The organism is Amycolatopsis sp. NPDC058340, assembly GCF_042723975.1.
Lineage (GTDB): Bacteria > Actinomycetota > Actinomycetes > Mycobacteriales > Pseudonocardiaceae > Amycolatopsis.
Map to the genome: position 1 here is coordinate 100637 of NZ_JBHXIB010000002.1, position 26176 is coordinate 126812.

Annotated in this window: 24 protein-coding genes; 17 read left to right on the top strand and 7 right to left on the bottom strand. The window is 69.2% G+C overall.

Annotated features, from left to right (window positions below):
* Nucleotides 1–260: 260 nt before the first annotated feature.
* From ACFWIW_RS03905 to ACFWIW_RS03925, 5 genes are all read left to right on the top strand, one after another.
* The gene (locus tag ACFWIW_RS03905) at nt 261–1358 is read left to right on the top strand and encodes an IniB N-terminal domain-containing protein (RefSeq protein ID WP_378367002.1); all 1098 of its coding nucleotides are present in this window, start codon (nt 261–263) and stop codon (nt 1356–1358) included.
* A gap of 120 nt (nt 1359–1478) precedes the next feature.
* The gene (locus ACFWIW_RS03910) at nt 1479–3245 is read left to right on the top strand and encodes a dynamin family protein (protein WP_378367003.1); all 1767 of its coding nucleotides are present in this window, start codon (nt 1479–1481) and stop codon (nt 3243–3245) included.
* The gene (locus ACFWIW_RS03915) at nt 3242–4447 is read left to right on the top strand and encodes a GTPase (RefSeq protein ID WP_378367004.1); all 1206 of its coding nucleotides are present in this window, start codon (nt 3242–3244) and stop codon (nt 4445–4447) included. Before ACFWIW_RS03910 ends, ACFWIW_RS03915 begins: the two co-directional genes overlap by 4 nt.
* Nucleotides 4448–4515: 68 nt before the next feature.
* The gene (locus ACFWIW_RS03920; protein ID WP_378367005.1) at nt 4516–6081 is read left to right on the top strand and encodes a long-chain-fatty-acid--CoA ligase; all 1566 of its coding nucleotides are present in this window, start codon (nt 4516–4518) and stop codon (nt 6079–6081) included.
* Complete coding sequence (locus ACFWIW_RS03925; RefSeq protein WP_378367006.1) at nt 6081–6632, top strand: TetR/AcrR family transcriptional regulator; 552 nt, start codon at nt 6081–6083, stop codon at nt 6630–6632. The genes ACFWIW_RS03920 and ACFWIW_RS03925 overlap by 1 nt, the downstream gene beginning before the upstream one ends.
* 69 nt (nt 6633–6701) lie before the next feature.
* Here the strand turns inward: ACFWIW_RS03925 and ACFWIW_RS03930 are convergent, their stop codons facing one another.
* Nucleotides 6702–7103 carry a PPOX class F420-dependent oxidoreductase gene (locus ACFWIW_RS03930; protein ID WP_378367007.1) on the bottom strand — a complete coding sequence of 134 codons (402 nt, stop codon included), beginning with the start codon at nt 7101–7103 and terminating at the stop codon, nt 6702–6704.
* 141 nt (nt 7104–7244) lie between these two features.
* On the opposite strand from ACFWIW_RS03930, the gene ACFWIW_RS03935 reads away from it, so the two are divergent.
* The 5 genes from ACFWIW_RS03935 to ACFWIW_RS03955 all read left to right on the top strand — a co-directional run bounded on the left by ACFWIW_RS03935 (nt 7245) and on the right by ACFWIW_RS03955 (nt 12968).
* Nucleotides 7245–8462, top strand: a complete 1218-nt coding sequence (locus tag ACFWIW_RS03935) for a glycosyl hydrolase family 8 (protein WP_378367008.1) — start codon at nt 7245–7247, stop codon at nt 8460–8462.
* A gap of 161 nt (nt 8463–8623) precedes the next feature.
* Complete coding sequence (locus ACFWIW_RS03940; RefSeq protein WP_360969216.1) at nt 8624–9592, top strand: ABC transporter substrate-binding protein; 969 nt, start codon at nt 8624–8626, stop codon at nt 9590–9592.
* Nucleotides 9579–10478: an amino acid ABC transporter permease gene (locus ACFWIW_RS03945; protein WP_378367009.1), complete on the top strand. Its 900-nt coding sequence runs from the start codon at nt 9579–9581 to the stop codon at nt 10476–10478. Before ACFWIW_RS03940 ends, ACFWIW_RS03945 begins: the two co-directional genes overlap by 14 nt.
* On the top strand, nt 10471–11238 hold the full coding sequence (locus ACFWIW_RS03950) for an amino acid ABC transporter ATP-binding protein (RefSeq protein ID WP_037346556.1): 768 nt from the start codon (nt 10471–10473) through the stop codon (nt 11236–11238). Before ACFWIW_RS03945 ends, ACFWIW_RS03950 begins: the two co-directional genes overlap by 8 nt.
* Nucleotides 11235–12968: an aminotransferase class V-fold PLP-dependent enzyme gene (locus ACFWIW_RS03955; RefSeq protein ID WP_378367010.1), complete on the top strand. Its 1734-nt coding sequence runs from the start codon at nt 11235–11237 to the stop codon at nt 12966–12968. Before ACFWIW_RS03950 ends, ACFWIW_RS03955 begins: the two co-directional genes overlap by 4 nt.
* A 63-nt stretch (nt 12969–13031) precedes the next feature.
* Here the strand turns inward: ACFWIW_RS03955 and ACFWIW_RS03960 are convergent, their stop codons facing one another.
* The gene (locus ACFWIW_RS03960) at nt 13032–14204 is read right to left on the bottom strand and encodes a macrolide family glycosyltransferase (RefSeq protein WP_378367011.1); all 1173 of its coding nucleotides are present in this window, start codon (nt 14202–14204) and stop codon (nt 13032–13034) included.
* 290 nt (nt 14205–14494) lie between these two features.
* On the opposite strand from ACFWIW_RS03960, the gene ACFWIW_RS03965 reads away from it, so the two are divergent.
* The 6 genes from ACFWIW_RS03965 to ACFWIW_RS03990 all read left to right on the top strand — a co-directional run bounded on the left by ACFWIW_RS03965 (nt 14495) and on the right by ACFWIW_RS03990 (nt 20113).
* Nucleotides 14495–16066 (top strand): alpha/beta hydrolase, encoded by a 1572-nt coding sequence (locus tag ACFWIW_RS03965; protein ID WP_378367012.1) that lies wholly within the window; start codon nt 14495–14497, stop codon nt 16064–16066.
* Nucleotides 16067–16209: 143 nt separating this feature from the next.
* Nucleotides 16210–17112 carry an ABC transporter ATP-binding protein gene (locus ACFWIW_RS03970; protein WP_378367013.1) on the top strand — a complete coding sequence of 301 codons (903 nt, stop codon included), beginning with the start codon at nt 16210–16212 and terminating at the stop codon, nt 17110–17112.
* Entirely contained in the window at nt 17109–17840 is a 732-nt protein-coding gene (locus ACFWIW_RS03975) for an ABC transporter permease (protein WP_378367014.1), read from the top strand. Before ACFWIW_RS03970 ends, ACFWIW_RS03975 begins: the two co-directional genes overlap by 4 nt.
* Before the next feature lie 20 nt (nt 17841–17860).
* Nucleotides 17861–18490 carry a hypothetical protein gene (locus ACFWIW_RS03980; RefSeq protein WP_378367015.1) on the top strand — a complete coding sequence of 210 codons (630 nt, stop codon included), beginning with the start codon at nt 17861–17863 and terminating at the stop codon, nt 18488–18490.
* Entirely contained in the window at nt 18487–18810 is a 324-nt protein-coding gene (locus ACFWIW_RS03985) for a transcriptional regulator (protein ID WP_016332004.1), read from the top strand. The genes ACFWIW_RS03980 and ACFWIW_RS03985 overlap by 4 nt, the downstream gene beginning before the upstream one ends.
* Complete coding sequence (locus tag ACFWIW_RS03990) at nt 18797–20113, top strand: DNA polymerase IV (protein ID WP_378367016.1); 1317 nt, start codon at nt 18797–18799, stop codon at nt 20111–20113. Before ACFWIW_RS03985 ends, ACFWIW_RS03990 begins: the two co-directional genes overlap by 14 nt.
* A 19-nt stretch (nt 20114–20132) precedes the next feature.
* On the opposite strand, the gene ACFWIW_RS03995 is transcribed toward ACFWIW_RS03990, so the two are convergent.
* The 5 genes from ACFWIW_RS03995 to ACFWIW_RS04015 are packed head-to-tail and all read right to left on the bottom strand — an operon-like array spanning nt 20133 to nt 24718.
* Entirely contained in the window at nt 20133–20552 is a 420-nt protein-coding gene (locus ACFWIW_RS03995) for a hypothetical protein (protein ID WP_378367017.1), read from the bottom strand.
* Entirely contained in the window at nt 20549–21199 is a 651-nt protein-coding gene (locus tag ACFWIW_RS04000) for a FadR/GntR family transcriptional regulator (protein WP_378367018.1), read from the bottom strand. Before ACFWIW_RS04000 ends, ACFWIW_RS03995 begins: the two co-directional genes overlap by 4 nt.
* Nucleotides 21196–22194, bottom strand: a complete 999-nt coding sequence (locus tag ACFWIW_RS04005) for an ABC transporter permease (protein WP_378367019.1) — start codon at nt 22192–22194, stop codon at nt 21196–21198. The genes ACFWIW_RS04000 and ACFWIW_RS04005 overlap by 4 nt, the downstream gene beginning before the upstream one ends.
* Entirely contained in the window at nt 22191–23723 is a 1533-nt protein-coding gene (locus tag ACFWIW_RS04010) for a sugar ABC transporter ATP-binding protein (protein WP_378367020.1), read from the bottom strand. Before ACFWIW_RS04010 ends, ACFWIW_RS04005 begins: the two co-directional genes overlap by 4 nt.
* Before the next feature lie 20 nt (nt 23724–23743).
* Entirely contained in the window at nt 23744–24718 is a 975-nt protein-coding gene (locus ACFWIW_RS04015; RefSeq protein ID WP_378367021.1) for a substrate-binding domain-containing protein, read from the bottom strand.
* Nucleotides 24719–25013: 295 nt separating this feature from the next.
* Between ACFWIW_RS04015 and ACFWIW_RS04020 the strand changes: the two genes are divergently transcribed.
* Complete coding sequence (locus tag ACFWIW_RS04020) at nt 25014–26138, top strand: CapA family protein (protein ID WP_378367022.1); 1125 nt, start codon at nt 25014–25016, stop codon at nt 26136–26138.
* Nucleotides 26139–26176: the final 38 nt, after the last annotated feature.

Sequence of the window (26176 nt, forward strand, 5' to 3'; positions counted from 1 at the left end):
CCAGATAGGGCCACTCACCTGAACGGCTTGACCCATCCGGGTGAGGGTTGGCATTAAACCCAACCGAGTGCGTCTCGGTTAAGCCCCTAACGCCCTAACGATGTCATACCGATCCCCTATTGGCTGAGTGAGCGACGACCAGGAGTGATCCCCGATGTGCCCATGGGCACCGGCTCACTAACTTCGGTGACCTGCGCTCAGCCGTGCCCTCCGGCCGCTGGGCGCGCCCCACCGACCTACACCTCCAGGAGAGTCCTTTCATGGGTTCCGTCCAGACCCTGCACGACTTCACGCTGAACCTGCTGAACGACACCGCGGCCCGCGCGGCGTTCGCCAACGACCCGCAGCAGGTGCTGGCCGACGCCGGCCTCGGCGACATCAACGCCGCCGACGTGCACGAGGTCGTCCCGCTGGTGCTCGACTTCGTCCCGGTCGGCACCGCCACCGACCTCACCGGAGCCACCGCGGCCACCGCCGACAACCTGGCGGGCTTCGGCGGCGTCACGAACGCCGTCAACGGCACCGACGGCGAGTGCGCCGACGGTGTCCAGGGCGCGATCGACCAGCTCACCGCGCTGACCGCCGGCCTGCCGGTCGCCGTCCCCGGTGCCGGCGCCCTGCCGGGCCTGCCCGAGGCCGGTCTCCCGGGTGTCCCGGCCGTTCCGGGCCTGCCGGAGCTGGGCGACCTGCCCGCCGTCCCGGCCGTGCCCGCCGTCGGCGACCTCCCGGTCGACGTCCCCGGCCTGTCCGCCGTGCCGGCCGTCTCCGACGTGACCGACGTGTCGAACGCCGCCGCCGGGGTGACCGCCCTCGCGCAGAACACCGTCGGCAGCTTCGGGCTGACCGACGACCTTTCGCGTGGCCTCGACGCCGCTTCCGTCGGCCAGGCCGGCGACCTCGCCACCGGTGCCCTCGACACCGCGACCGACGTGGCCCACGGCGTTCCGGCCGTGGACGCCGGCGCCCTGCCCGCCGTCGACTCGGTCCCGGCCGTCGGCGACCTGACCAGCGACCTGCCGCGCGCCGACGGTGTCGCGGGCGACGCCCCGAACTTCCTCTCCGAGGTCGGCGACCTGACCAGCACCATCGGTCACGTCGACGTCGCGGACGTCACCACCAAGGTGCACGACATCGCGGGCAAGGCGCACGACATCGGCAACGGCAACGTCGCGAGCGACGTGACCGACAACGTCGCGACCGATGTCACCGACAACGTCGTGAACGACGTCGCGAACCACGCGGGCGTCAACGACGTGCACGACGTCGTCTCCGGTGTGGCCAACAACATCGGCCACGTGGGCGACATCAACCTCGGTGCCGGCGACATCGCGTCGAACAACGACATCCACATCGGCTGATCCGAACATTTTTCAGCTCTGTGTCAGGGCCCCGCGACCGCAGCAGGTCGCGGGGCCCGCATGGCGTGTTGGCCCATGCCACATTGATTCCGCGCTTGGTTAAGGGAACACTGCATCCCCGTGACAGCCCCCGCCTGGCTCGACGTGCTCAACGAGACCTTGGACGCCTGTGCCGCCCACGGTCGCGCCGACCTGGCCGAACGGCTCCGCCGCAGACGGGACCAGCGGGCGCCGGGCACCCGGATCGCGGTGGTCGGTTTTCCCAAACAGGGCAAGGGTTACCTGCTCAACGCGCTGCTGAACGCGCCGGTCTGCGCGGTCGGGGACGCGAGTACGCCCGCCGTTCCCACGGAGATCGGGTACGCCGCCGACCCCGCCGCCGTCCTGGTCGGGCATGCCAGGGAGAACGTGCCGGTCGGCGATCTCGCCAGGGAACTCGAGGTCCGGCCGCCCGGTTCGCTGCGCCGGGTCGAAGTCGGCCTGCCGCGCGAACTCCTCGGCACGGGGCTGGTGCTCGTGGACACCCCGGCGATCGGGGATCCGCGGTCCCCGCGTACGGCGGCCACCCTCGACGTCCTCGCCGACGCGCACGCGGTGATCCTCGTCTCCGACGCGACACAGGAACTCCAGCCCGCCGAACTCGCGCTGGCGAGGCATATCCGGACCTGGTGCCCGGCGCTGGTGCTGGCGCTGACCAAGATCGACGCGAGCCCGGACTGGCGGGAGCTCGCCGCCCGCAATCGGGCCGCGCTGTCGGAGACCGGTGTCGTCGCCGACGTCTTCCCCGTGTCCGCGACGGTGCGTCAAGCCGCCGCGAAAGCCGGTGACGCCGCACTGAACGGACAGTCCGGTTTCCCGGAACTCCTGAACTGGGTGGGAGAACAGGCCGCGCGCCCCATCGAACGCACCCGCGCGCTCGCCGCCGCGGTGAGTGTGCGCGCGGCGGCGGTCGAACTGGTCGAGACGCTGCAGACCCGGCTGAACGCCGTCTCGCAGGACAACGGCGTCGATCAGGTCACCCTGCTGCACCAGGCGCAACGGCGCACGGAGGAGCTGCGGCGGCAGAACGTCCGCTGGCAGAACATGTTGTCCGACGAGATCACCGATCTGATCTCCGACGCCGAATACGACCTGCGCGAGCGGACCCGGGTGATCGTGCGGCATGTCGACCGCACCTTCGACGAAGGCGACCCGGTGCAGATCTGGCCGGATTTCCAGACCTGGCTGGAAGAGAACCTCGCCGAGGCCGTCGAGACGAACTACAACTGGGTGTCCGACCGGTCGGCGTGGATCGCGCAAGCCGTCGCCTCGACTTTCGGGCCGCATTACGGCCACGCCCCGGAACTGCCGCTGACCGGGTCCGGAGTGGACTCGATTCCCGAGGTCGGCGCCCCCAAGATCGAGCGGTTCAAGATCGGGCAGAAACTCTTCACCGGCTTGCGCGGTTCCTACGGCGGTGTGCTCATGTTCGGCCTGGTCACCAGTCTCGCCGGACTGCCGTTGATCAACCCGGTGTCGCTCGGCGCCGGTGTCGCGTTCGCCACCAAGAGCGTCCGCGACGAGGGCGGGATGCGGTTGCAGCGCCGCCAAGCGCTGGCGAAGGCCGCGGCGCAGCGCCACGTCGACGACGTGTTCATCCGGTTCAGCAAGGAGATCAAGGACGAGGTCCGCCAGGTGCAGCGGCGCCTGCGCGACCATTTCGCCGCGCTGTCCGACCAGCTCTCGGAAGAGCTGACGCGGCAACGGGAACTGATCATCGCCGGCTCCGCCGAGCGGGACCGGCGTACCCAGCGGGTCAAGAAGGAGATCGACCGGCTGGCCGCCCTGCACCGGAAGGCGGGAGCTTTGGGCGCGACCGCCCGTGATATCCGGGAGCTGTCGGCGTGACCTCGCTCGATGTCCGGGAACTGCTGAACGAGGCCGCGGCGCACTACCGGGAGCGCCCGCACGCGGTGGAGATGCTGCGGGAATGCCTGGAGCGGCTGGACGAACCACTGCGCGTCGGCTTCATCGGCACGCCGGGAACCGGGAAGTCCACTTTGGTCTCGGCGCTGGCGGAATGGCCGACGCGGGCCTTGCGCGAGATCGATCTGTTCGACACACCGGCCTTCGCCGAGCACGTCGACGCGACGGTGCGGTTGGTGCGCCATCTCGAACCCGACGAACTCGCCGGCACCCGGCCGGTGGGCGGTTCGGCGTTCGCGCGGCAGACGGCGGTGAACTCGGTGCTCGTGCTCGGCAGGGCGGACGAGGTCGGCGCGGGCCGGATCGACGCCTTGCTCACCGCGAAACAGCTGGCCCGCCGGGCTTGGCGCGAGAACCCGGATTGCGCGGGATTCCAGGGCGTCATCGCGGTCGCCGGGCAGCTCGGCTACGCGGGACGAGCGTTGCGGGACGACGAATTCGAAGTGCTGCGCGCGCTGGCGTCGGTCTCCCGGCCGGAACTGGAGCGGTATCTCCTGTCCGTGGATTCCTTTGTGGGCGATCCGTTCCCGGTGCGGGTCTCGCCGGAATCACGGAAGCACCTGGTGTCGCGGTTCGGGCTCTACGGCGTCCGGCTGGCGATCACCCTGATCCGCACCGGTTGCGAGAGCAGGCTGAAACTCTCGGCGGAACTCGTGCACCGCAGCGGTCTCGGCGACCTGAGGGACACGCTCGCGGGGTGTTTCGTCGCGCGGGCCGAAGCACTGAAGGCGCGTACGGCGGTGGTGCGCTTGGAAGGCCTTCTCGCCGCGGAACCGCTCCCGCACGGTGATCGGCTGGCCGCCCGCGTCGAACGCTTCGCCGCGGCCGCGCACGACTTCCGGGAGCTGCGGCTCATCGCGGGTATCCGCGGTGGCCGCACGGCGTTGTCCGGGGAGACCGCCGAGGAGGCCGTCCGGCTGCTCGGCGCGCAGGGACTCGCGCCGACCGAACGGCTCGGTCTCGAACCGGACGCGGATCCGGCGGAGATCCACGCCGCGGCCGAAAGCGCGCTCGTCCGGTGGCGGAACGAGGCGGAACGAGCCGACGCCGCGCACGCCGAACGCGCCGCCGCCCGGGTGATCGTGCGTTCGGTCGAGGGACTGCTCAGCCTGTTCGTGGCTTGACGCCTGACGGCAGGCGAGTCACCATAGAGCACTCTATGGTGGCTCTGACCAGCTGAAAGGGGTCCGGCATGCCCGACGACGCGCGTCCGGATGTGCGGCTTCTCGGTGAACTTTTCGCGTATTGGGCGAAGACGATCCCCGAGCGGGAGGCCCTTTCGTTCCAGGGGCGGCGGCTCACCTGGGCCGAGCTCGACGAGCGGGCGAGGCGCGTCACCGGCGCGCTCGCGGCCGCCGGAATCGGCAGCGGTGACAGGGTCGCCTTCGTCGACAAGAACACGCCCGCCTGCCTGGAAGTGACCTTCGGCGCGTCGTCGCTCGGGGCGGCGAACGCGGTCGTCAACTGGCGTCTCGCCCCGGAGGAGCTGGCGTACGTCCTCGGTGACAGCGGCGCGCGGGTCGTCTTCGCCGGCCCGGAACTGCTGCCCGCCGTCGAGGCGCTGCGCGATCGGCTGCCGTCGGTCGAGCGCGTGATCGTCGTCGGGGGAGAGGACGATCAGTACGAGGACTTCCTGGCCGACGCGACGCCGGCCGGGGTGTCACCCGGGGTCGACGAGCACGACGGCGCGCTGATCATCTACACCAGCGGTACCACCGGATTCCCCAAAGGCGCCGTCCTGACGCACCGGAACCTGCTGTCGCACAGCCGAAACGCCGGGGCCGCGTTCCCGATGGACGACGGCGATCGCAACCTGGTCGCGATGCCGCTGTTCCACGTCGGCGGGAGTTGTTACGCGATCATCGGTTTCCACTACGGGCAGCCGACGACGATGACGCGCGAGCCCGACGGCAAGTCGCTGCTTGGCGCGCTCGCCGAAGGGGTCACGCACGCGTTCCTGGTGCCCGCGGTGGTCGCCGGCATCATGCAGGCGGGGGAGCGGGCCGTCGCCGCGTTCGCGCGGTTGAAGTACCTGGGCTACGGCGCTTCGCCGATGCCGCTCCCGTTGCTGCGCAAGGCGCTCGAGGCCTGGCCGGACACCCGGTTCGTGCAGGTCTACGGCATGACCGAGCTGTCCGGGGTGGTGACGACGCTCGGCCCGGACGCGCATCGCGACCCCGCCCGGCCGGAGCGGCTGGCGTCGGCGGGCACGGTGCTGCCCGCGGTGGGGATGCGCGTCGTCGACCCGGCGACCCTCGAAGACGCCGAACCGGGCACCCCCGGCGAGCTGTGGTTCCGCACCGACCAGGCGATGGCGGGCTATCTGGGCAAACCCGAGGCGACCGCCGAGACGATCATCGACGGCTGGGTCCGCAGCGGCGACGTCGGCAGGGTCGACGACGGCGGGTTCGTCTTCATCGAGGACCGCGTGAAGGACATGATCATCACCGGCGGCGAGAACGTCTATTCGCCCGAGGTCGAGCGGGTCATCGCCGAACATCCCGCGGTCGGCGAGGTCGCCGTGATCGGGATCCCCGACGATCGCTGGGGCGAGCAGGTCAAGGCGGTGGTCGCCCCGGCGCCGGGGGAGCGGGTCGACGGCGAAGAACTCGTCGAGTACTGCCGGGAACGCCTGGCGCACTACAAATGCCCGCGCACGGTCGAGATCGTGGAGGCGTTGCCGCGCAACGCGACCGGCAAGATCTTGAAACGCACCCTGCGGCGGCCGTACTGGGAAGGGCGGGAGCGCGCCGTCTGATGCCGTCGACCGTCAGCCCTGAGAAGTACTTCGACGCGGCGCTGGACATCCTCGCCGAGTCCGGGTTCGCCGGGCTCAACGTCGGCGCGCTCGGCCGGCGCCTCGGCGTGACGAGCGGATCGTTCTACCACCATTTCGGCGGCTGGCCCGGGTTCGTCGGCGCGCTGCTCGACTTCTGGGCGCAGCGGCAGGTGCGGATCCTGCGGGAACTGGACTTCGGTTCCGGCGGTCCGGAGGCGGATTTCGCCGCGCTGATGAGCCTGACGCGCGGCCTCCGGCATCGCGCGGAGGCGGCCATCCGCGCCTGGGCGGCGAACGACGAAACCGTTCGCGTGGCACAGAAACGCGTCGACGATGCCCGGGTCAAGACGGTGGGGAGGGTGGTGGCCGAGCTGATCCCCGACCGGCGCCGCGCCGAGGTCGTGACCTCGCTCGGGCTGGCGATGCTGGTCGGGTATCAGCAGGTGGCCTCGGCGGGCGGTTTCACCGACCTCGGCGACATCCTCGACGAGTACACCCGGCTGGTGCTCGCCGGCCAGAGCGGGAGCTGAAGGACGCTTTCCCCGCATGCGACGTGGCGAAAGCGTCCTTCACCGCGTGAGATGCGGGGAAAGCGTCCTTCAGGCGTTGCCGAGCACCCGGCTCACGGTGATCTCGATGACCACGCGTTCCGGGTTCGGCTTGGGCTGCCGGTAGCGCGCGGCGTAGCGGTTTTCGGCGTCGCGCACCGACTCCGGGTCTTCGCGCAGCACGGCGCGTCCCTCCAAAGTGGACCACCGGGGCCCGTCGAGCTGGCAGGCGGCGACCGGAATGCCCTGTTCGCCCGCTTCCTTGACCAGGCGGGCCTTCTTGGACGAACGGAACGTGATCACCCGGGCGATCCCGGCCTCGAAGTCCACCGTGACCCCCACCGCGACGACGTGCGGGGTCCCGTCGGGGCGGACCGTGGTCAGGGTGGCGAGGTGCCGCTCGGTCCAGAAGTCCCGGAAGGCTTCGCCGCGCGCGCTCAGGTCGATCGTCATGCGGCCTACGCTAGGCCACCGTTCACGAAGACGTCTTTTGAGGTAATAGTAAGGAAACTTTCTTAACTCTCTTGTTTTTGCCCGATCCGGATGTCACTCTCGGAACGCGCCGCCGCCACCAACGACGTTTCCGGAGGAGCCATGAGAAAGACCGTTCGGACAGTGCTGGCCGCGGCCGCGCTGACCGCCGGGCTGGTCGCCACGACCGCCCCCGCCACCGCGGCGACCACTCAGGGGACCCCTTATCTGCCGGGCGTTCTGCGTCCGTCCGTGTCGCAGTCGGCGCAGGACGCGGCGCTCGCCAAGTACTACGACTACTGGAAGAAGAACTTCCTGACCACCAAGTGCGGCGCGGGCACGTACGCGGTCAAGGCGCCGGACGCCGACCACGCCTTCGTGGCCGAGGGTCAGGGCTACGGGATGACCATCGCGGCGATGATGGCGGGCAAGGACTCGCAGGCGCGCACGGTCTTCGACGGGATCCTGAAGTTCGTGAAGGCGCACCCTTCGTCGATCGACAAGGATCTGCACGCCGCCGAGCAGAACGAGAGCTGCACGAGCGTCAACGGCGTCGACTCGGCGACCGACGGCGACCTCGAAATCGCCTACGGCCTCCTGCTCGCCGACAAGGTCTGGGGCAGTGGCGGTTCGGTGAACTACAAGGCCGAGGCGCTGCGGATCATCAAGGCGATCAAACGCAGCGAGGTGCACCCCACCACCAAGTTCATGCGGCTGGCGGACTGGGCCGACAGCGGCAAGTACATCAACAGCTCGCGTTCCTCGGACTGGATGCCCGGTCACCTTCGCGCGTTCGAAAAGGTCACCGGTGACTCGTTCTGGGGTCAGGTCCGGACCCGGCAGGAGAAGGCGGTCACGCAGCTGCAGCAGCAGTACGCGCCGAAGACCGGCCTGATCCCCGACTTCGTGGTCAACACCAACTCCACGCCGAAGCCCGCTCCCTTCGACTTCCTCGAGGGCAGGGACGACAAGTACAGCTACAACGCCTGCCGCGACCCGTGGCGGCTCGGGGTCGACGGCATCACCGTGTCGGGGAGCCCGGCGCAGGGGCAGGTGCGGAAGATGAACACCTGGATCCAGCAGAACACCGGCGGCGACCCGGCCAAGATCACCACCGGCTATCTGCTGTCGGGTGCCAAGATCCCGGGGCAGACGGGTCAGCACCCCTGCTTCACCGCGTCGTTCGCCATCGCGGCGATGAACGACCCGGGCAGCCAGGCCTGGCTCGACAAGCTGTGGACCTCGATCACGACCTGGACGCCGAACGCCAAGGACTACTACGGCACCGGCATCACCCTGCAGGTCCTGCTCATCCTCTCGGGGAACTACATCGCGGTCTGACCGAACTCGCGTGAAGGCCCCCTTCCCTCGGCTCAGCCGGGCGAAGGGGGCCTTCACGCGCGAAACGGACATCCGCGAGACAGGATTTCAACTGTGTGTTGACCACTTCAACAGCCAGTTGTAGCGTCGGCGACCACCTGAAGCCCCCGTGGAGGTCCGTCATGCCGTCGACGCCGCTCACCCTGAACCGAACCTGGCGCTTGGCCGTGCTCACCGGCCTTGCCGCGCTCGTCACCGCTGCCTGCGGAGGCGGGCCCGACGGCGCCGGTGGCCAGGAACCCGCGGCGCCGGGCGCGCCCGCCGCGATCCCGGACACGACCGCGCTGATCGAGTCCGTCCAGAAGGACGCCGCCGTCGCCGGCACCCTGCCCGCGAAGTACGCGCAGGCCGGGATGCTGCACCTGGCCTCGAACCTGCAGTCCGCGCCCAACAACTTCTACGCCGCCGACGGCAAGACCCCGATCGGCTACGAGGTCGACCTCGCCAAGGCCATCGGCAAGAAGCTGGGCGTCACCGTGCACCACCAGGACATGGCGTTCGGTTCGCTGATCACGAGTCTCCAGTCCGGCCGCGTGGACCTCACGATGGCCGCGATGAACGACACCAAGACCCGCCAGGCGCAGATCGATTTCGTCGACTACTTCTCGTCCGGCATCACGATCATGGTCCGCAAGGGCAACCCCGACCAGATCTCCGGCCCGGACACGCTGTGCGGCAAGAACGTCGCGGTGGTGCAGGGAACGAGCCACCAGAAGTTCGCCGAAGAGCAGAACGGCAAATGCGCGCAGGCCGGCAAGCCCGCGCTGACCGTCACCGCGACCGATTCCGACACCCAGAACCAGAACCAGCTCCGCACCGGCCGGGTCGCCGCCATCCTCAACGACCTGCCCAGCGCGGTCTACATCTCGCGGACCGCGGGGGAGGGCAAGTTCTTCGAGGTCGTGCCCGGTGAGCCGATCAACGGCGGGCCGTACGGAATCGGCGTCAACAAAGAGAACAAGCCGCTCGCGGAGTCGATCCAGAAGGCGCTGCAGTCGCTGATCGCCGACGGCGGCTACGGCAAGATCCTTCAGGCCTGGGGCGTGGAGCAGGGCGCGCTCAAGGAGGCGAAGCTCAATGGCGGAAGCTGAGCCGCTGCCGATCGTCCGGCGCAAACACTGGGGCCGGTGGATCAGCGCCGCGATCATCCTGGTGCTGCTGATCCTGCTCGGGATCGCGCTCGGCAACGCGCAGATCCAATGGGATTCGGTCCCCGAGTTCCTGTGGTACCGCGTGATGGCGGTCGGCCTGCTCAACACCGTGCTGCTCGCGGTGATCGCGCAGGGATCGGCGATCGTCATCGGGATCGTGATCGCGTTGATGCGCCGTTCGGCGAACCCGGTGGCGCGCTGGTTCGCGGCGGGCTACATCTGGCTGTTCCGCGGTCTTCCGGTGCTGCTGCAGATCCTGATCTGGTACAACCTGGCGCTGGTCTTCGAGTTCATCTCGATCCCGCTGCCGTTCGGCGGCTACCTGCTGCACGAGCAGACCAACGTGCTGATCACCGCGTTCACCGCCGCGCTGCTCGGCTTGGCGCTCAACGAAAGCGCGTACATGGCGGAGATCGTCCGCGCCGGGCTCAACAGTGTCGACAGTGGACAGACCGAGGCGGCGAAGTCGATCGGGATGTCGCCGGGCGCGACGCTGCGCCGCGTGGTGCTGCCGCAGGCGATGCGGGTGATCATCCCGCCGACCGGCAACGACTTCATCAACATGCTCAAGGGGACGTCGATGGCGTCGGTGATCGGTGTGACCGAACTGATCCACGCCGCCAACAACATCTCGTCCAACAACCTGCTGGTGATGGAGACCCTGCTGGCCGCCGCCGTCTGGTACATGGTCGTGGTGACCGTCGCCGGGGTGGGACAGCATTACCTGGAGCGCGCCTTCGACTCCGAAGACCGGTCGCGGAGCGCGTTCTCCCGCGCCGCCAAGGCCCTGCGCACCGCGCCACTGGTGAGGAGTGAACGTGTCTGAGCCACTGCTCAAGGCCGTCGGCGTCCGCAAGAGCTACGGTCACACCGAGGTGCTGGGCGGGATCGACCTCGAAGTCCATAAAGGACAGGTGGTCTGCCTGCTCGGCCCGTCCGGCGCCGGGAAGAGCACGTTCCTGCGCTGTGTCAACCATCTGGAGACGATCGACGCCGGACAGGTCTGGGTCGACGGCGAGCCGATCGGGTTCCGGCTGCGCGACGGCAAGCTGTACGAGCTGAAGGAACGCGAGGTCGCCCGGCAGCGGCGCGACATCGGCATGGTGTTCCAGCGCTTCAACCTGTTCGGCCACCGGACGGCGCTGCAGAACGTCGTCGAGGGGCCGGTGCGCGTGCTCGGCGTCCCCCTGGAGGAAGCCCGGGAGCAGGCGCTCGACCTGCTCGACAGGGTCGGCCTCGCGCACCGCGCCGACGCGTACCCGGCGCAGCTTTCGGGCGGGCAGCAGCAGCGGGTCGCGATCGCCAGGTCGCTCGCGATGAAACCGAAGCTGATGCTGTTCGACGAGCCGACGTCGGCGCTCGACCCGGAACTCGTGGGCGAGGTGCTGGCGGTGATGGGTACGTTGGCCGCGGAGGGGATGACGATGGTCGTGGTGACGCATGAGATGGGGTTCGCGGCCGAGGCCGCGGACGAGGTGGTGTTCATGGCCGACGGCACGGTCGTCGAGACCGGCCCGCCGGGGGAGCTCCTGAGCTCCCCGAAACACGAGCGGACCAAGCAGTTCCTGGCCAGGGTCCTCGCATGACGCGGATCTCGCCGCGGTACCTGCTGCAGTTCGGCGAGCCCGCCGGGTACCTCGACTTCGCCCGGTTCGGCCCGCCGTCGCACGCCGTGCTCGACACGACGGCGAGCCTGCTCGACGCCTCGACGAAGGCCGGTCCGTCCACTGTGGACGACCTGATGCGGCAGGAGACCAGGGCCAAGGCCGCCGCGGCGCGGCTTTCCGGTAGCGACACCGACCACACGGTGCTGTTGCCGCACACCAGTCTCGGGTTGTTCCAGGCGGCGTTCAACGCGCCGGGTGGCGAGGCGCTGGTGTCGGCGGCGGAGTTCCCGGCCAACACCTATCCGTGGGCCCGCGCGGAACAGGCGGGACGGCTGACCGTGCGACGGCTGCCGCTGGGCAACGTCACCGCGGACGCGGTCAAGGCGGCGCTGACCCCGGAGACGTCGCTGGTGAGCGTGAGCGCGGTCGACTTCCGCACCGGGTACCGCGCCGATCTGGCGGCCATCCGCGAGGTGGTGGGGGACAGGCTCCTCGTGGTCGACGGGATACAGGGCTTCGGCGTGACCGAGGCGCCGTGGGAGGTCGCGGACGTGCTCGTCGTCGGCGGGCAGAAATGGCTGCGGGCGGGCTGGGGGACCGGTTTCGCCGTGCTGTCCGATCGCGCGCTGGAGCGGATGGAGCCGATCCTCTCCGGCTGGACCGGCGCCCGCGACCCTGGCCTGTTCGACGACGAGATCCATCCGGCCGACGACACCGCGGCCGCGTGGTCGATCTCGAACCTGAGCCCGATCACGTCGGGGGCGTTCGCGGCCGCGCTGGAGCTGGTCGAGGAAGCGGGCGTCGGCGCCATCGCCGGGCGCATCGCCGAACGGGTCGGCGAACTCGAAGAGGTCGTGAAATCCGTTGGCGGGGAGGTGGTTTCGGCCGTCGAGCGGCGGGCCGGGATCCTCGCCTTCACCCTGCCCGGGCACGCGGCCGAACAGGTGGGTTCCGCGCTGGCGAACGCCGGGATCGCGGCGACGGTGCGGCCCGAGCACGTCCGGCTGTCGCCGCACGCGTCCACATCGGCGAGCGCGGCGGAACAGGTGCGTTCGGCGTTGGAACGGCTGAAGAAACCGGCTCGTGTGTTCGAAACACCCGTCGTCGCATCCGCGGCCTCAGGCGATCTGCTCACCGCGCTCGTCCCGGCGGTGCACGCGCTCGCGGCGATGCTGGGGCCGGGCAACGAAGTCCTGCTGCACGATCTGAGCAGGCTGCCGGACTCGATCGTCGCCATCGCGGGCGACCTCACCGGCCGGACGGTCGGCGGGCCGATGACGGATCTGCTGCTGGGCCTGGTCCGCCGCGGCACCACGCAGGATCTGACGAACTACGAGACCCACGGCCCCGACGGGCGCGCGATCCGGTCGTCGACGTTGTTCCTGCGGGACGCCGACGGGGTCGCGATCGGCTGTCTGTGCGTCAACCGGCTGTCCGACGGCGCGCCGAAGGCCAACGGGCACGAACCCGAGACGTTCCCGCCGGACGTCGACAGCCTGCAGCGGTTCCTGGTCGGGCGCGCGGTGGCGAAGGCCGGGATCCCGGTGGACCTGATGAAGAAACGGCACAAGGCGGCCGTGGTCCGGGAACTGGACGAGGCGGGGTTCTTCCTCATCAAGGACTCGGTGGACCACCTCGCCGGGGAACTCGACGTCACGCGGTACACGATCTACAACTATCTGAACGAGATCAGGGGCCAGCTCTCGTAAGTGCCGGGTCACGTCTCGTGAGTGGTAAGGACGGTTCTAACCGTCCTTACCACTCACGAGGGGTTAGGCGAGGAAGGACTCCACGGCATCCGCGGCCCGCTCGATGCCGCCGTTCCCGCGAGTCTCGGCTCGCACCTCGGCCAGCCGAGCGGCCACCGAGGGCGAACCGGCCACCCGCTCGACGGCGGCACGCAGCGTCGAGGCCGTCACCTCGTCGGCCGGAAGCCGCTCACCGACGCCGAGTTCGGCCAGTTTCGCCGCGTTGCCGAAGCCGTCGGTGGCCAGCGGGATCGCGACGGTCGGCACGCCGTACCACAGCGATTCCGTGCTGCCGCCCATACCGGCGTGCGTGATGAACGCCGACGCGGCCTCCAGCACAGCGAGTTGCGGCACGAACTGATGGACCTCGATGTGCTCCGGCAGCGGCCCGAGCGCGGCCGGATCGGTCTGGCCGATCGAGATGACCACGTGCCAGTCCGACTCGCGGAACCCGTCCACGCAGGCGCGGAACAGGTCGAGCTGGTCGGTGAACGCCGTGCCGAGCGACATCAGGAGGACCTTCCTGCCGTTCGACGGTGGGGTCCAGCTCCGATCGGCCAGGCGTTCCGGGTCCAAAGCCGGGCCGACGAACCGGACCGTCGACGGCACCCGGTCGACGTTCGGCTGCATCGCCCTCGGCAGCAGCGCGAGCACCTGCGGCGGACGGGAGATCCAGTCCCAGGCGTCCGCCTCGATGCCGTTCTCGTTCAGCCAGCGGGTGAAAGTGGCGGAATAGTCCTTTCCGGACGGTGAGGTCCGGATCGCGGTCAGCATCTCGCCCATGTCCTCTTCGTAGCCTTCCCAGGCGACGTAGGTCGGGGAGAGCTGCACCGCCGGAACGTCGTAACGCCTGGCCAGCAGCGGCGCCGGAAGCCCGCCGATGTCGTACAGCAGCAGGTCCGGGCGGTTCTGGTCGTAGAAATCGGTGAGCACCGGCATCGCCTGGATGCCCTCGTCGAGGAAGACCCGCATCTGCGACGCCGGATCCTCCGGCCACGCCGACTGATCGCCGAGCGGGAGGATCGAAGGATGCGCGACGACCTCGGCCCCGGTCGGTTCGATCAACCCGGTGAGCGGCTCGCCCACGGCGTAGCTGACCCGGTACCCGCGAGCGACCAGCTCACGGATGATCGCCAACGAGGGATAGATGTGACTCGGCGCGGTGGAGCCGATCATGGCGATGTGCTGGTTCCGCATGATGTCCTGCCTGAATCCGTGAAGGGACGTCAGACGGCGCGCAGAAAGGGGGCCACCCGATCGCGGGCGGCCCTGCGGTCACGCCGTCTCAGGCGGTGCGCAGGCGGATGAAGTAGAGCATGATCGACAGCCTAGCGAGTCCCGCGCGGCCGCCCAACCGATTAACCGGTTGCCCGGTTTGCCGCGATCGGGACCCGCCGTTGGTAGGGACCTTCGCCGGAAAGCTTCCGCAGGTCATGGACGTGGATAGGGTTTCGGGGCTTTCACCTTTGGAGGGAAAGGGAGAAACCTTGAGACGTGTTCTCATCACCGCGCTGACCGCGGCCACGCTCGCCTCGGTCGCGGTGACCGCGCCCGCAGGCGCGGCGGAGGCGGCGCAGCCCGTCGAGACGATCACCTGGGGAGCGTGCACCGACCCGACGTTGATCAACGCCGGCGCCGAATGCGGTTACCTGTCCGTTCCGCTGGACTATTCGAGGCCGCGCGGGGGGAAGATCCAGCTCGCGCTCAGCCGCGTCAAGCACAAGACACCCGAGGCGCAGTACCAGGGCGTCATGCTCACCAACCCCGGCGGCCCCGGCGGTTCCGGGCTGCTGCTCGCCACCCGCGGCACACGCGTGCCGAACCACGCGGGCGACGCCTACGACTGGGTCGGTTTCGACCCGCGCGGCGTCGGTTCCAGCAAACCCGCGCTTTCGTGCATCCCGGACTACATGGACTACAACCGGCCGAACTACGTGCCGACGACGCGGCAGCTGGAGAAGACCTGGCTGCAGCGCTCGAAGTCCTACGCCGACGCGTGCGCGGAGAAGAACAGCCGCGCGCTGCTGGACAACATCAAGACGACCGACACGGTCAAGGACATGGAAAGTATCCGCAAGGCGCTCCGCGTGGAGCAGCTGAACTTCTACGGGTACTCCTACGGCACTTATCTCGGCCAGGTCTACGGGACGCTGTTCCCGCAGCACGTCCGGCGGATGGTCCTCGATTCCACTGTGGACCCCCGCAACGTCTGGTACCAGGCGAACCTGAACCAGGACGTGGCCTTCGACGTCAACCTGAACATCTGGTTCGGCTGGGTCGCACAGCACGACGACGTCTATCACCTCGGCAAGACGCAGGCCGCGGTGAAGCAGGTGTTCGACGAGCAGCTGAAGAAGGTGGCCGCCGTCCCGGCGGGCGGTTTCATCGGACCGGACGAACTCCTCGACGTCTTCCAGCAGGCGTCGTACTACCAGCTGCGCTGGACGCTGCTCGGCGACGCGCTCGCGAAGTTCGTCAACAAGGGCGACTGGCAGACGATGAAGGGGCTGTTCGAGGCCTTCGGCGGCCGCGGCGACGACAACGGGTACGCCGTCTACCTCGCCGTCCAGTGCACGGACGTGAAGTGGCCGCCGAGCTGGCAGCAGTGGAAGCGCGACAACTGGCGCACGTATGAGAAGGCGCCGTACTTCACGTGGCAGAACGCCTGGTTCAACGCGCCTTGCCTGTACTGGCCCGCGAAGCCCGCCAAGCCGGTGAAGGTCGACGGCTCGAAGGTGGCGAGTGTGCTGATGATCGGTGAGACGCTCGACGCGGCGACGCCGTACGAGGGCAGCCTCGAGGTGCGTAGCCGGTTCCCCGGCGCTCGCCTGATCGGTGAGCCGGGCGGTACGAGCCACGCCATCACCCCGCGCGGAAACGCTTGCGTCGACAACCGGATCGCCGACTACCTGGCGACCGGCGCGCTGCCCGACCGCAAGCCGGGGCGTACGGCCGACGTCGAATGCGCGCCGCTGCCGCTCCCGGTGCCGCCTCCGGCACCCGCCGCTTCGGCCACGGCCTCGGCCCCCGACGCGGCGCTCTCCCGGGTGCCCGCCTAACCCAAGTCCGTGAAGGCCTCCTTGAGGGACCCAGAGTCCCTCAAGGAGGCCTTCACGGACTTCTGGGGTTTTGAAGGCAGGGGACTTTGTGTTACAAAGTGCGAATGAGCTTTGTATTTCAGAGTGCTCGAAGGGGGAGAGTCATGGCGGACGCGTTCAGCCTCGAAGGGCTGGTCAAGCGCTTCGGTGACGTCCTGGCCGTCGAAGACGTCAGTGTGCGGGTCGCGCCCGGGGAGGTGGTGGCGCTGCTCGGGCCGAACGGCGCGGGCAAATCGACCACCATCGACATGCTGCTGGGCCTGAGCAGGCCGGACGCCGGGCAGGTCCGGGTCGCCGGGCTCGGCGCGGCCGAGGCGATGGACCGGGGGATGGTCGGCGCGATGGCGCAGAACGGGACGCTGCTGCGGGACGCAACGGTCGCCGAACTCGTCGGCCTGTTCGCCTCGCTGCACCGGAATCCGCTGCCGGTCCGCGAGGTGCTCGAGCGGGCAGGCGTCACCGAGTACGCGAACCGCCGCTGCGGGAAGCTCTCCGGCGGCGAGCAGCAGCGGGTCCGGTTCGCGCTCGCGCTGGTCGGCGATCCGGACCTCCTGGTACTCGACGAACCCACCGCGGCCATGGACGTCGACGGGCGGCGCCGGTTCTGGGCGTCCATGCGCGAGTACACCGAGACGGGCCGCACCGTCCTCTTCGCGACGCACTACCTCGCCGAGGCCGAGGATTACGCGGACCGCGTCGTGCTCATGCGGCACGGCCGGGTCGTCGCGGACGGTCCGGTCGGCGAGGTGCGGGCCGCGGTCGCCGGGCGGGTGCTGCGCGCGGTCGTCCCGGAAGCCACCGAGGCCGCGCTCGCCGCGCTGCCCGGGGTCTCGCGAGCCGTGCTGCGTGCCGGGCACGCGGAATTGAGCTGTGCCGACTCCGACGCCGCCATCCGCGGCCTGCTGCGCGAGTTCCCGCTCGCCGCGAACATCGAGATCACCGCTGTGGGACTGGAAGAAGCCTTCATCGCGCTCACCGCCGATGCGGCCGAAGGAGCCTTGAGATGAACCTGAACTACCTGACGCTGGAGATCAAGCGCATCGTCCGCAGCCCGCAGTTCGCGTTGTTCACCATCGGTATGCCGTTGGCGATGTTCCTGTTGTTCGGCGGGATCTTCGGCGCCCAAGAGATCGCCCCGGGTATCTCGACCGCGACGGTGACCATGGTGAACATGGCCGCGTACGGCGCCATGACCGCCGCGCTGTTCACCGGCACGCGCGTCGCCACCGAACGCACCGACGGCTGGCAGCGCACCCTGCGGCTGACGCCGATGCGGGCCCCCGGCTACCTGATGGTCAAGGTGTCGGCCGGTCTGTTCGTCGCCTTGCCCGTACTGCTGGTGATCTTCGCGGCCGGGATGATCCGCGGCATCCGGCTCGAAACCGGCCAGTGGTTCACGATCTTCGGCACGTTATGGCTCGGGACGCTGCCCTTCGCCGTGCTGGGCCTGATGATCGGCCTGTTCGGCAAGGGCGACACCGTCCAGGCCGTGACCGGTGCGCTGATGCTGCCGCTGGGGATGTTCGGCGGGCTGTGGATCCCGCTGCAGGTGTTGCCCGGCTGGATGAACACCGCCGGGCACCTCATGCCGACGTACTGGCTCGGCGAGATCGGCCGCGCGCCGGTGCTCGGCGGTTCGGGACTGGTGACCGCGGTCGGAGTGCTCGCGGCGTGGCTGGTGGTGCCCGCGCTCGTGGTGATGGCGAGGTTCCGGCTCGACACGGCGAGACTGTGAACCCGTGTTAGTTTTCCCAAGTGGTGGAGGATGAACGGGACGGCGACGAGCGGCCGATGACGCCCGAGGAGTCGCTCGCGCTCATCGCCACGCAGTCGGAGCGGACCCGGCGCGAGATCGGGCCGAATCCGGCCGTGCTGCTCGCCGTCTGGGGTCTGGTGTGGCTGTTCGGTTTCGGGCTGATCTACGTCTCCGCCCCGCCGACCGCCCTGATGCCGATGTGGGTCGCCGCCGTGCTCACCGTCGTCGGCTTCGCCGGGGCCATGACGTACTCGGCGATCTACGGCATCCGCTCGGGTCGCGGCGTCCGCGGCCCGTCCCGGATCGTCGGGGCGATGTACGGGTGGAGCTGGATGATCGCGTTCGGCGGGCTGACGGTGGTGAACACCGCGCTGATCCGGCTCGGCCTCGACGCCGACCTGGTCCCGTTGCTGTGGTCGGGGACCTCGCTCATGCTGACCGGGCTGATGTACCTCGCCGGCGGAATGCTGTGGCAGAGCAAACTGCAGTACGGCCTCGGCGTGTGGATCATCGCCTGCGGCGCGGCGAGCGTGCTGGCCGGGGGACCGTACAACTTCCTCGTGCTGAGCGTCGCGGGCGGCGGTGGCTTCCTGGTGGCGTCCCTGGTCTTCCTGGTACGGGCGCGATGAGTGAGGACGGGCTGCCCCAGCTCGACCCGGTGATCCACGCGCAGGCGCGGCTGCGGGTCACCGTGGCCCTGTCGAGCCTGGGACCTGGCGACAGCATCACCTTCCCGCGGTTGCAGCAACTGCTGGACATGACACCGGGCAACCTGTCGACACATCTGCGCAAACTCGAGGACGCCGGCTACGTCGGGATCACCAAGGCCTTCGAACATCGCACGCCGGTGACGCTCGTCGAGCTGACCACGCGTGGCCGGGCCGCGTTCGAGGAGTACACGAAGGCCCTGCACCGTCTTCTCGAGGTGCCGGGCGATGGGCGGGCATGACCGGTGGGTCATCCACCTCGACATGGACGCGTTCTACGCCTCCTGTGAACAGCTGACCCGGCCGACCCTGGCGCACCGTCCGGTCCTGGTCGGCGGTGCGGGCCCGCGCGGCGTGGTCGCCGGGGCGAGTTACCAGGCGCGGGAACACGGGATCAAATCGGCGATGCCGATGTCGCAGGCCCGGCGGCTGCTACCGCCCAACGGGGTCATCCTGCCGCCGCGGTTCAAACTGTACGAACTGCTGAGCACCCGGGTGTTCGACCTCGTCGCCACGTACGCGCCCGTGCTGGAACGCATCTCCCTCGACGAGGCGTTCGCGGAACCGCCGTCACTGGCCGGGGCGTCGTCGGACGACGTGCGGGAGTTCGGTGCGCGCCTGCGGGAGCACATCCGCTCCGACGTCGGCCTGGTCGCGTCGATCGGGGCGGCGTCGGGGAAACAGGTCGCGAAGGTCGCTTCGGATCTGGCGAAACCGGACGGGCTGCTCGTCGTCGACCAGGGCACCGAACGCGACTTCCTCGCCCCGCTGCCGACCAGGGTGCTGTGGGGGATCGGCCCGGTGGCGGAGGGGAAACTGCGCGCGATCGGCGTCCGGACCCTGGGGCAGCTGACCGCGCTCTCCGACGCCGACGCGGTGTCCACTTTGGGCAGTGTGGTCGGGCGGGACCTGCGGCGGCTGGCGACCGGCGTCGACGACCGGCCGGTATCCGACCGCGCGGAGCTCAAGCAGGTCAGCGCGGAGACGACGTTCGACCGGGACCTGATCGACCTGCCGAGCCTGCGGCGCGAGGTCCGCGACCTGGCCGTGCACGCGCACCGGCGGCTCGTCAACGCCGGCCGGGTCGCGCGGACGGTGGTGGTGAAACTGCGGCACACCGATTTCAGCACGGTGACGCGTTCGGAGACGATGGCCTCGTCCACCGACGAATTCGACCAGCTCGCCGCGATGGCGGAACGGCTGCTGATCGACCCGGCCGAATTCGGCGGCGTGCGGCTGGCCGGTGTCGCGTTGTCCGGGCTTTCGGTACCGCATCAGGATCCGCTGTTCACGCTTTCGGTCCCGGTTTCGGAAACGCCCGTGGTCGAGCGGGCACCGGCGCCGGCGCCCGTGGTCTCGTCGAGCTGGCGGCCCGGGGACGACGTCGTGCACGACGAGTTCGGCACCGGCTGGGTGCAGGGCGCCGGGCACGGGCGGGTGACCGTCCGGTTCGAGACGCGATCCAGCGGGCCGGGCGTGGCGCGAACGTTCCCGCAGGAGGATCCGGCGTTGCGCCGGGGCGAACCCGGCGACTGCCTGGCTTGAACACGGAACTCACGCGAGATCAGGTGCGGCAGACCGTCACGAAGTTCGCGCTCGTCACCTTGACCTCGCGCGGGCAGTTTCGGAAACCGAAGATGCACCAGTTCCCGTCGTCGCCTTCCACCAGAAGCGCGCCGTACGAGCGTTTCTCGTTCCGTTGGTCGTTCAGGACGGCCATGGCGGCCTGCCCTTTCCGGTCCACACTGCCGACGGTGACCGGTGTCTCGCCGGAGACCAGCTCGTCGGGAGCGGCCGGTTTGTCCGGGGTGCGCGGGCAGGTCAACGCCAGCAGGGCGGGGTTGTCGCCGTCGGTCATCGCGTTCGCGATCGCCCCGGCCGTGCCGTCCGCCGTCGTTCTGTCGGGCGACGAACCGCAGGCGGCGGTCACCCAGAACGTCACGACGACGAAACCGATCAGGCCCAGCCTGGAGTACGCGGTCATGGCAGCGATACTCGGCGATCAGGCGCCACGATGTCCAGTAAGCGCCGCGACGCCGATTCCGCCCCGTCGGCGTCCTTCCCGAGCACCGCCGCCAGGACGAGCGAATGCGCGGACAGCACTTCGTCGCCGGGAACCTCGTCCAGCGCCGCGACGACCGGGACGTGCAGGCGCGCGATCAGGGGATTGCCGGACGCGCGAAGCAGGGCCGCGTGGAAGGCACTGTCGGCCTCCCGGAAAGCCCGGACGTCAGTGGACTCCTCCAGCAACCCGTACGCCGCGACGAGAACCGCGAGTTCGTCCGGGCGGCGATGCCACGCCGCCATTCTCGCGGCCTGCGGCTCGATCGCCCGCCGCAGTTCGCGCAGTTCCGCCAGCTGCCGGACGCGCTCGGGCCCCTCGACCCGCCAGGCGATCACGTCCGGATCGATCGCGTCCCAATGCTCCGGCGGCCGCGTCCAGGTGCCGACCCGCGGCCGCGCCACGACCATGCCCTTCGATTCCAGCACCCGCAACGCTTCCCGCACCACCGTGCGCGACGCGGAGAACCGGCGCCCGATGTCTTCGGGCACGATCGGCCGCCCCGCCCCGAAGGCACCGGAAACGATCAGCCTGCCCAGCTCGTCGACGATCCGGGCATGCCGGGTCATACCGGCAGACCGACCCGGCGTTCCCCGCCGCGGACCTGCTGCAGCACGACGGCCACGACGAGCAGGGTCCCGGTGGCCATGTTCTGCCAGAACGGGTTGACGCCGAGCCCGGACATCCCGTTGTTGAGCACGCCGAGGATGATCACCGCCAGTACGGTGCTGACGATGGATCCCTTGCCGCCCTTGAGCATCGTGCCGCCGAGCGCGGCGCCGGTGACGGCCAGCAGTTCGAGCCCCTCGGAGCCGGACGTGGGCTGCCCGGAGCCGGTGCGCGCGGTGATCAGCAGCCCCGCGATCGCCGCGACGACGCCGACCAGCGCGTAGACGCCGATGATGTAGCGGTTGATGTTGATCCCGGCAAGGCGCGCGGCGGTGTCGTTGCCGCCGATGGCGTAGATGTTGCGGCCGATGTCGGTGTAGCGCAACAGGAAATGCAGCACCGCCGCGACGAGCAGGAACACCCACACCAGGGTAGGCAGTCCCGCGATCGAACCCTTGGCGAGGAAGATGAACAGGTCGTCGGCGCCGGTGTAGCCCTGCGCCTTGCCGTCCGAGATCACCTGCGCGATGCCCTTGTACGTCGCCAGCATCGCCAGCGTCGCGACCACCGGGTTGACCCGGCCGAAGATGATGATCATGCCGTTGACCAGGCCGCACACCACACCGACACCGATCGCGGCGAGGGTGCCGACCGCGGAACTCCCGGTCGAGGTGAACACCATCGCCGACACCACCGACGCGAGCCCTGCCATCGAGCCGACCGAGATGTCCAGTGCGCCGAGGATGATCACCAGGGTCTGCACCAGCGACAGCAGGCCCATGATGGTGATCGCGCTGCCGATCAGCAGCAGGTTGTTGGTGCGGAAGAAGTTCTCGTTCAGCGAGCTCATCAGGATCACCAGCGCGATCAGGGTGAGCAGCAGGCTCGAGTTCTGCACGCCGATCGCGGTCACCGTCCGGCGGAACGGGGACACCGGTTGGGCGATGGTGGTCACGAGGCGATCTCCTCGGTGTCTTCGGATTCGGGGATGGCCAGGGTCAGCACGGCTTCTTCGGTCGCGTCGTCACGGCCGAGCGCGCCGGCGACCCGGCCCGCGCGCAGTACGACGATCCGGTCGGCGAGGCTCAGCACCTCGGGCAGATCCGACGAGATCACCAGCAGCGCGATACCTTCGGCGGCGAGACCGTCGATGATCCGGTAGATCTCGGCCTTCGCGCCGACGTCGACACCGCGGGTCGGCTCGTCGAGGATCAGCAGTTTCGGGCGCCGCGCGAGCCAGCGCGCGAGCACCGTCTTCTGCTGGTTGCCGCCGGAGAGCTTGCGGACCTCCTGCTCCATCGACGGCGTCCGCACGCTCAGTTCGCGTACGTATTCGGCGACGAGTTCGCGTTCCTTGGCCCGCCGCACCACCCGGAACCGGCGCAGCCGGTCCAGGACGGCGATGGACACGTTGTCCCGCACCGATCGCTGCATCAGCAACGCGTCGGTCTTGCGTTCCTCCGGCGCGAACCCGATCCCTGCCTTCACCGCGTCGCCGGGAGTGCGGGCACGCAACGGTTTCCCGTCGAGTTCGACGGTTCCCGAACGCACGGGCAGATCGCCGACGATCGCGTGCGCGAGTTCCGAACGCCCGGCACCGACCAGCCCCGCGAGGCAGACGACCTCTCCGGCGCGGACCTCGAGCGAGATGTCGGTGACGTCGTCGGTGCTGACCCGGTCGAGCCGCAGCACCACGCGGCCGGCCGCCTGCGTGGTCCGGCGCTCCAAAGTGGACAGATCACGACCGATCATCATGCGCACCAACAGGTTCTCGTCGGTGGAGGCGGCGTCCTCGACGCCGATCAGGCTGCCGTCGCGCAGCACGGCGACCCGGTCGGCGAGCTGGAAGATCTCCTTCATCCGGTGGGAGACGTAGACGACCGCGACCCCGTTGTCGCGCAGGCGCCGGATCAGCGCGAACAACGCGTCGACCTCGTGCTCGGACAGCGACGACGTCGGCTCGTCGAACGCGATCACCTTCGGCGGCGACGTGGCGGTGAGCACCCGCAGGATCTCGACCAGCTGCCGTTGCGCGGGTGACAGCCTGCTCCCGAGCGTCTCCGGCCGCAGCACCCCTTCGAACCCGTACCCCCGCAAGGCTTCTTGTGTCATCCGGTGCAGGGTCCGGCGATTGACCAGCCGTCCCCGCGCGGGCAGCTCGCCGACGAAGACGTTCTCCGCCACCGAAACGTGCGGGATGATCTCCGGCTCCTGGTAGATCACCCGGATCCCGGCGGCCATCGCGGCCCGCGGGCTGTCGAACGTCACGGGGGCACCGTCGATCAGCAGGTGCCCGTCGTCGGGGCCGTGGTCGCCGGAGAGCACCCGGAGCAGGGTGGATTTGCCGGCACCGTTCTCGCCCATCAGCGCGAGGACTTCGCCGGGCCGGAAGTCCAGGGTGACGCCGTCGAGCGCGGTCACCCCGGAGAACCGTTTGCTGATCCCTTCGGCGGTCAGCACCGCCGCGGGTTCGGGTATGGCCATGGATCCGCCTCCACGCGGGATCAGATGCAGTTGACGCCGGCCTGTTTGTAGTTGTCCTTGGTGACGATCTGGGTCTTCGCGATCGTCTCCGGGGGAAGTTCCTTCGAGTTCTTCACCTTGTCCACGAGCAGCTGGATCGCCGTGCGGCCGACTTCGGCGCCGGAGATGAACAGTGCCGCCTTGTTGCCGGTGTCCTTGCCCGCCGCCCAGTCCTTGCAGGTCAGGTATGCGCCGAGGCCGACGCCGATGATGTCGGCCGCGGGGACGCCGGAGTTCGCGAGCGCGGTGACGGCGCCGGTCTCGTTCTCGTCGTTGCAGCCCCAGACCACCCAGTGCTTGACGCCCGGATTCGAGCCGATCACCGCGCCGGTGCGGTTCTGCGCGTCGACCGGGGTGTTGTCGGTGCCGACCTCGATCACCGGCACCTGCGCGCCGGCCTCCTTGTCGAAGGCGGCCTTCGCGGCGGTGACCCGATCCGAGCAGACCGTCAGATCCTGCTTGTAGGCACTGATGATCTTGGTGTCCGCCGCGGTCCAGCCCGCCGCCTTGAACAGCTTCGCGGCCTCCTTGCCGACCGAATCGCCCATCTGGGAGCCGTTGAAGCCGACGAACGGCGACTTCGTCCCGGCGCCGTCCTTGATCACGTCGTCGGAGGCGATGATCGGGATGCCCGCGCTCTTGGCCTTGTCGAGTACCTGCGGACCGATCGCCTGGTCCGGGACGACGATCGCGATGCCGTTGGCGCCCTGGGCGACCGCGGCGTCGAGTTCGGTGATCGCCTTGTTGGCGTCCTGTCCGAGGTTGACCACCTTGAGCTCGACGCCGAGTTCCTTCGCCTTCTCCTGTGCTCCCTGCGCCTGCTCGACGAAGTACTGCTGGTCGCCCTGTTTCTGCAGGTAGAACAGGGTGATCTTGCCGCTCGCGGGAGCCTGCTGCTGAGGTGCGGCGGCCTCTTTCCCGGAGGAGCAGCCGGTCAGGACGACACCGGCAATCAAACAAGAACCAACAAGGCGCCAGGGCAGGGACCTGTGCGAAGCTGTGGACATCGGATGCTCCCAGGACGAAGCGGAAGAGTGTGACTTGTATTACTAAACACTCCTACGGGTGACGTCAAGCCGCGATCCGGTCACGATCAGCGGCTCTGGTCGGACTAATCGCCGGTCAGGAACGCGATCGATCCTGTGGAACTTGTCCGAAGTTTGTCCGATCGGTCTTGTTGACTTTGGTTGAGTGTCGCGCCTACTGCGCGTAAGGCAGGATGGAGGGACTGTCACCTGATCGAGGGAATCGATGTTCAGCTCCCGCGTCCGCCAGACCGCCGCCCTCCTCGGCGCCGCCGTCCTGCTCTCCGCGTGCAGCGGCGCCCCCGAGGAAAAGCCGCCCGCCGCGTCCGAAGCGGCGCCGGCGAGCCAGGCGCCGGACGGGTCGTTCACCGTGGTCGCCACCGGCGACGTGCTGATCCACCCCGCGCTGACCGAGCAGGCGAAGGAGGACGGCGGCGGCAAGATCGACTACCGGCCGCTGCTGGCCGGGATCAAGCCGCTGATCTCCGGGGCCGACCTCGGCATCTGCCACCTCGAGACCCCGCTCGCGCCGAAAGGCGGGCCGTACAGCGGCTACCCGTCGTTCAGTGCGCCGCCCGAGATCGCCGTCGCGCTCAAGGACACCGGGTACGACAACTGCTCCACCGCCTCGAACCACACGATCGACCAGGGCGTGGACGGCGCGACCCGTACCCTCGACGCACTCGACGAGGCGGGGATCAAGCACACCGGTTCGGCGCGTTCGGCCGAAGAGGCGAAGAAGCCGCTGATCGTGGACGTCAACGGGGTCAAGGTCGCCCAGATCTCCTTCTCCTACGGGTTCAACGGGATCAAGGTGCCCGCGGGCAAACCCTGGCTGGTCAACCAGATCGACGCCGAAGACGTGATCGCCGAGGCCAAGGCCGCGCGGAAGGCCGGCGCCCAGGTCGTCCTCGCGAGCCTGCACTGGGGCACCGAATACCAGCACGACCCGACCGCCGAACAGCGCACGCTGGCGAAGAAACTCCTCGGCGACGACTCGATCGACCTGATCATCGGCCACCACGCGCACGTCGTGCAGCCCTTCGAGCAGATCAACGGCAAATGGGTCGCCTACGGCCTCGGCAACAGTGTCGCCCGGCATTCGGAGCCGAAGGGTTCGACCGAACAGGGCGCCGCGGCGCGGTTCCGGTTCGTGCGGGACGGCGAACGCTGGAAGGTCGGCAAGGCCGAATACATTCCGACGCTGGTCCGGCTCGGCCCGCCGATCCGGCTGCTCGACCTGACCGCCGGGAAGGCCGGGAACGCGGGCGCGGAAGCGCTGAAGGCCACCGACGAGGTCGTTCTCAGCCGTGGAGCCGGTGACCAGGGCTTGACCCGCCCCGGTCGCTGACCTGAGGGGACAGGGGTGGGCTCTTCCCTGCCCACCCC

Excerpts from the sequence above, each read along its gene's own strand:
- ACFWIW_RS03905 (WP_378367002.1), top strand. The coding sequence starts at position 261 with ATGGGTTCCGTCCAGACCCTGCACGACTTCACGCTGAACCTGCTGAAC.
- ACFWIW_RS03920 (WP_378367005.1), top strand. The coding sequence starts at position 4,516 with ATGCCCGACGACGCGCGTCCGGATGTGCGGCTTCTCGGTGAACTTTTC.
- ACFWIW_RS03925 (WP_378367006.1), top strand. The coding sequence starts at position 6,081 with ATGCCGTCGACCGTCAGCCCTGAGAAGTACTTCGACGCGGCGCTGGAC.
- ACFWIW_RS03930 (WP_378367007.1), bottom strand. The coding sequence starts at position 7,103 with ATGACGATCGACCTGAGCGCGCGCGGCGAAGCCTTCCGGGACTTCTGG.
- ACFWIW_RS03935 (WP_378367008.1), top strand. The coding sequence starts at position 7,245 with ATGAGAAAGACCGTTCGGACAGTGCTGGCCGCGGCCGCGCTGACCGCC.
- ACFWIW_RS03940 (WP_360969216.1), top strand. The coding sequence starts at position 8,624 with ATGCCGTCGACGCCGCTCACCCTGAACCGAACCTGGCGCTTGGCCGTG.
- ACFWIW_RS03945 (WP_378367009.1), top strand. The coding sequence starts at position 9,579 with ATGGCGGAAGCTGAGCCGCTGCCGATCGTCCGGCGCAAACACTGGGGC.
- ACFWIW_RS03955 (WP_378367010.1), top strand. The coding sequence starts at position 11,235 with ATGACGCGGATCTCGCCGCGGTACCTGCTGCAGTTCGGCGAGCCCGCC.
- ACFWIW_RS03960 (WP_378367011.1), bottom strand. The coding sequence starts at position 14,204 with ATGCGGAACCAGCACATCGCCATGATCGGCTCCACCGCGCCGAGTCAC.
- ACFWIW_RS03970 (WP_378367013.1), top strand. The coding sequence starts at position 16,210 with ATGGCGGACGCGTTCAGCCTCGAAGGGCTGGTCAAGCGCTTCGGTGAC.
- ACFWIW_RS03975 (WP_378367014.1), top strand. The coding sequence starts at position 17,109 with ATGAACCTGAACTACCTGACGCTGGAGATCAAGCGCATCGTCCGCAGC.
- ACFWIW_RS03985 (WP_016332004.1), top strand. The coding sequence starts at position 18,487 with ATGAGTGAGGACGGGCTGCCCCAGCTCGACCCGGTGATCCACGCGCAG.
- ACFWIW_RS03990 (WP_378367016.1), top strand. The coding sequence starts at position 18,797 with ATGGGCGGGCATGACCGGTGGGTCATCCACCTCGACATGGACGCGTTC.
- ACFWIW_RS03995 (WP_378367017.1), bottom strand. The coding sequence starts at position 20,552 with ATGACCGCGTACTCCAGGCTGGGCCTGATCGGTTTCGTCGTCGTGACG.
- ACFWIW_RS04000 (WP_378367018.1), bottom strand. The coding sequence starts at position 21,199 with ATGACCCGGCATGCCCGGATCGTCGACGAGCTGGGCAGGCTGATCGTT.
- ACFWIW_RS04010 (WP_378367020.1), bottom strand. The coding sequence starts at position 23,723 with ATGGCCATACCCGAACCCGCGGCGGTGCTGACCGCCGAAGGGATCAGC.
- ACFWIW_RS04020 (WP_378367022.1), top strand. The coding sequence starts at position 25,014 with ATGTTCAGCTCCCGCGTCCGCCAGACCGCCGCCCTCCTCGGCGCCGCC.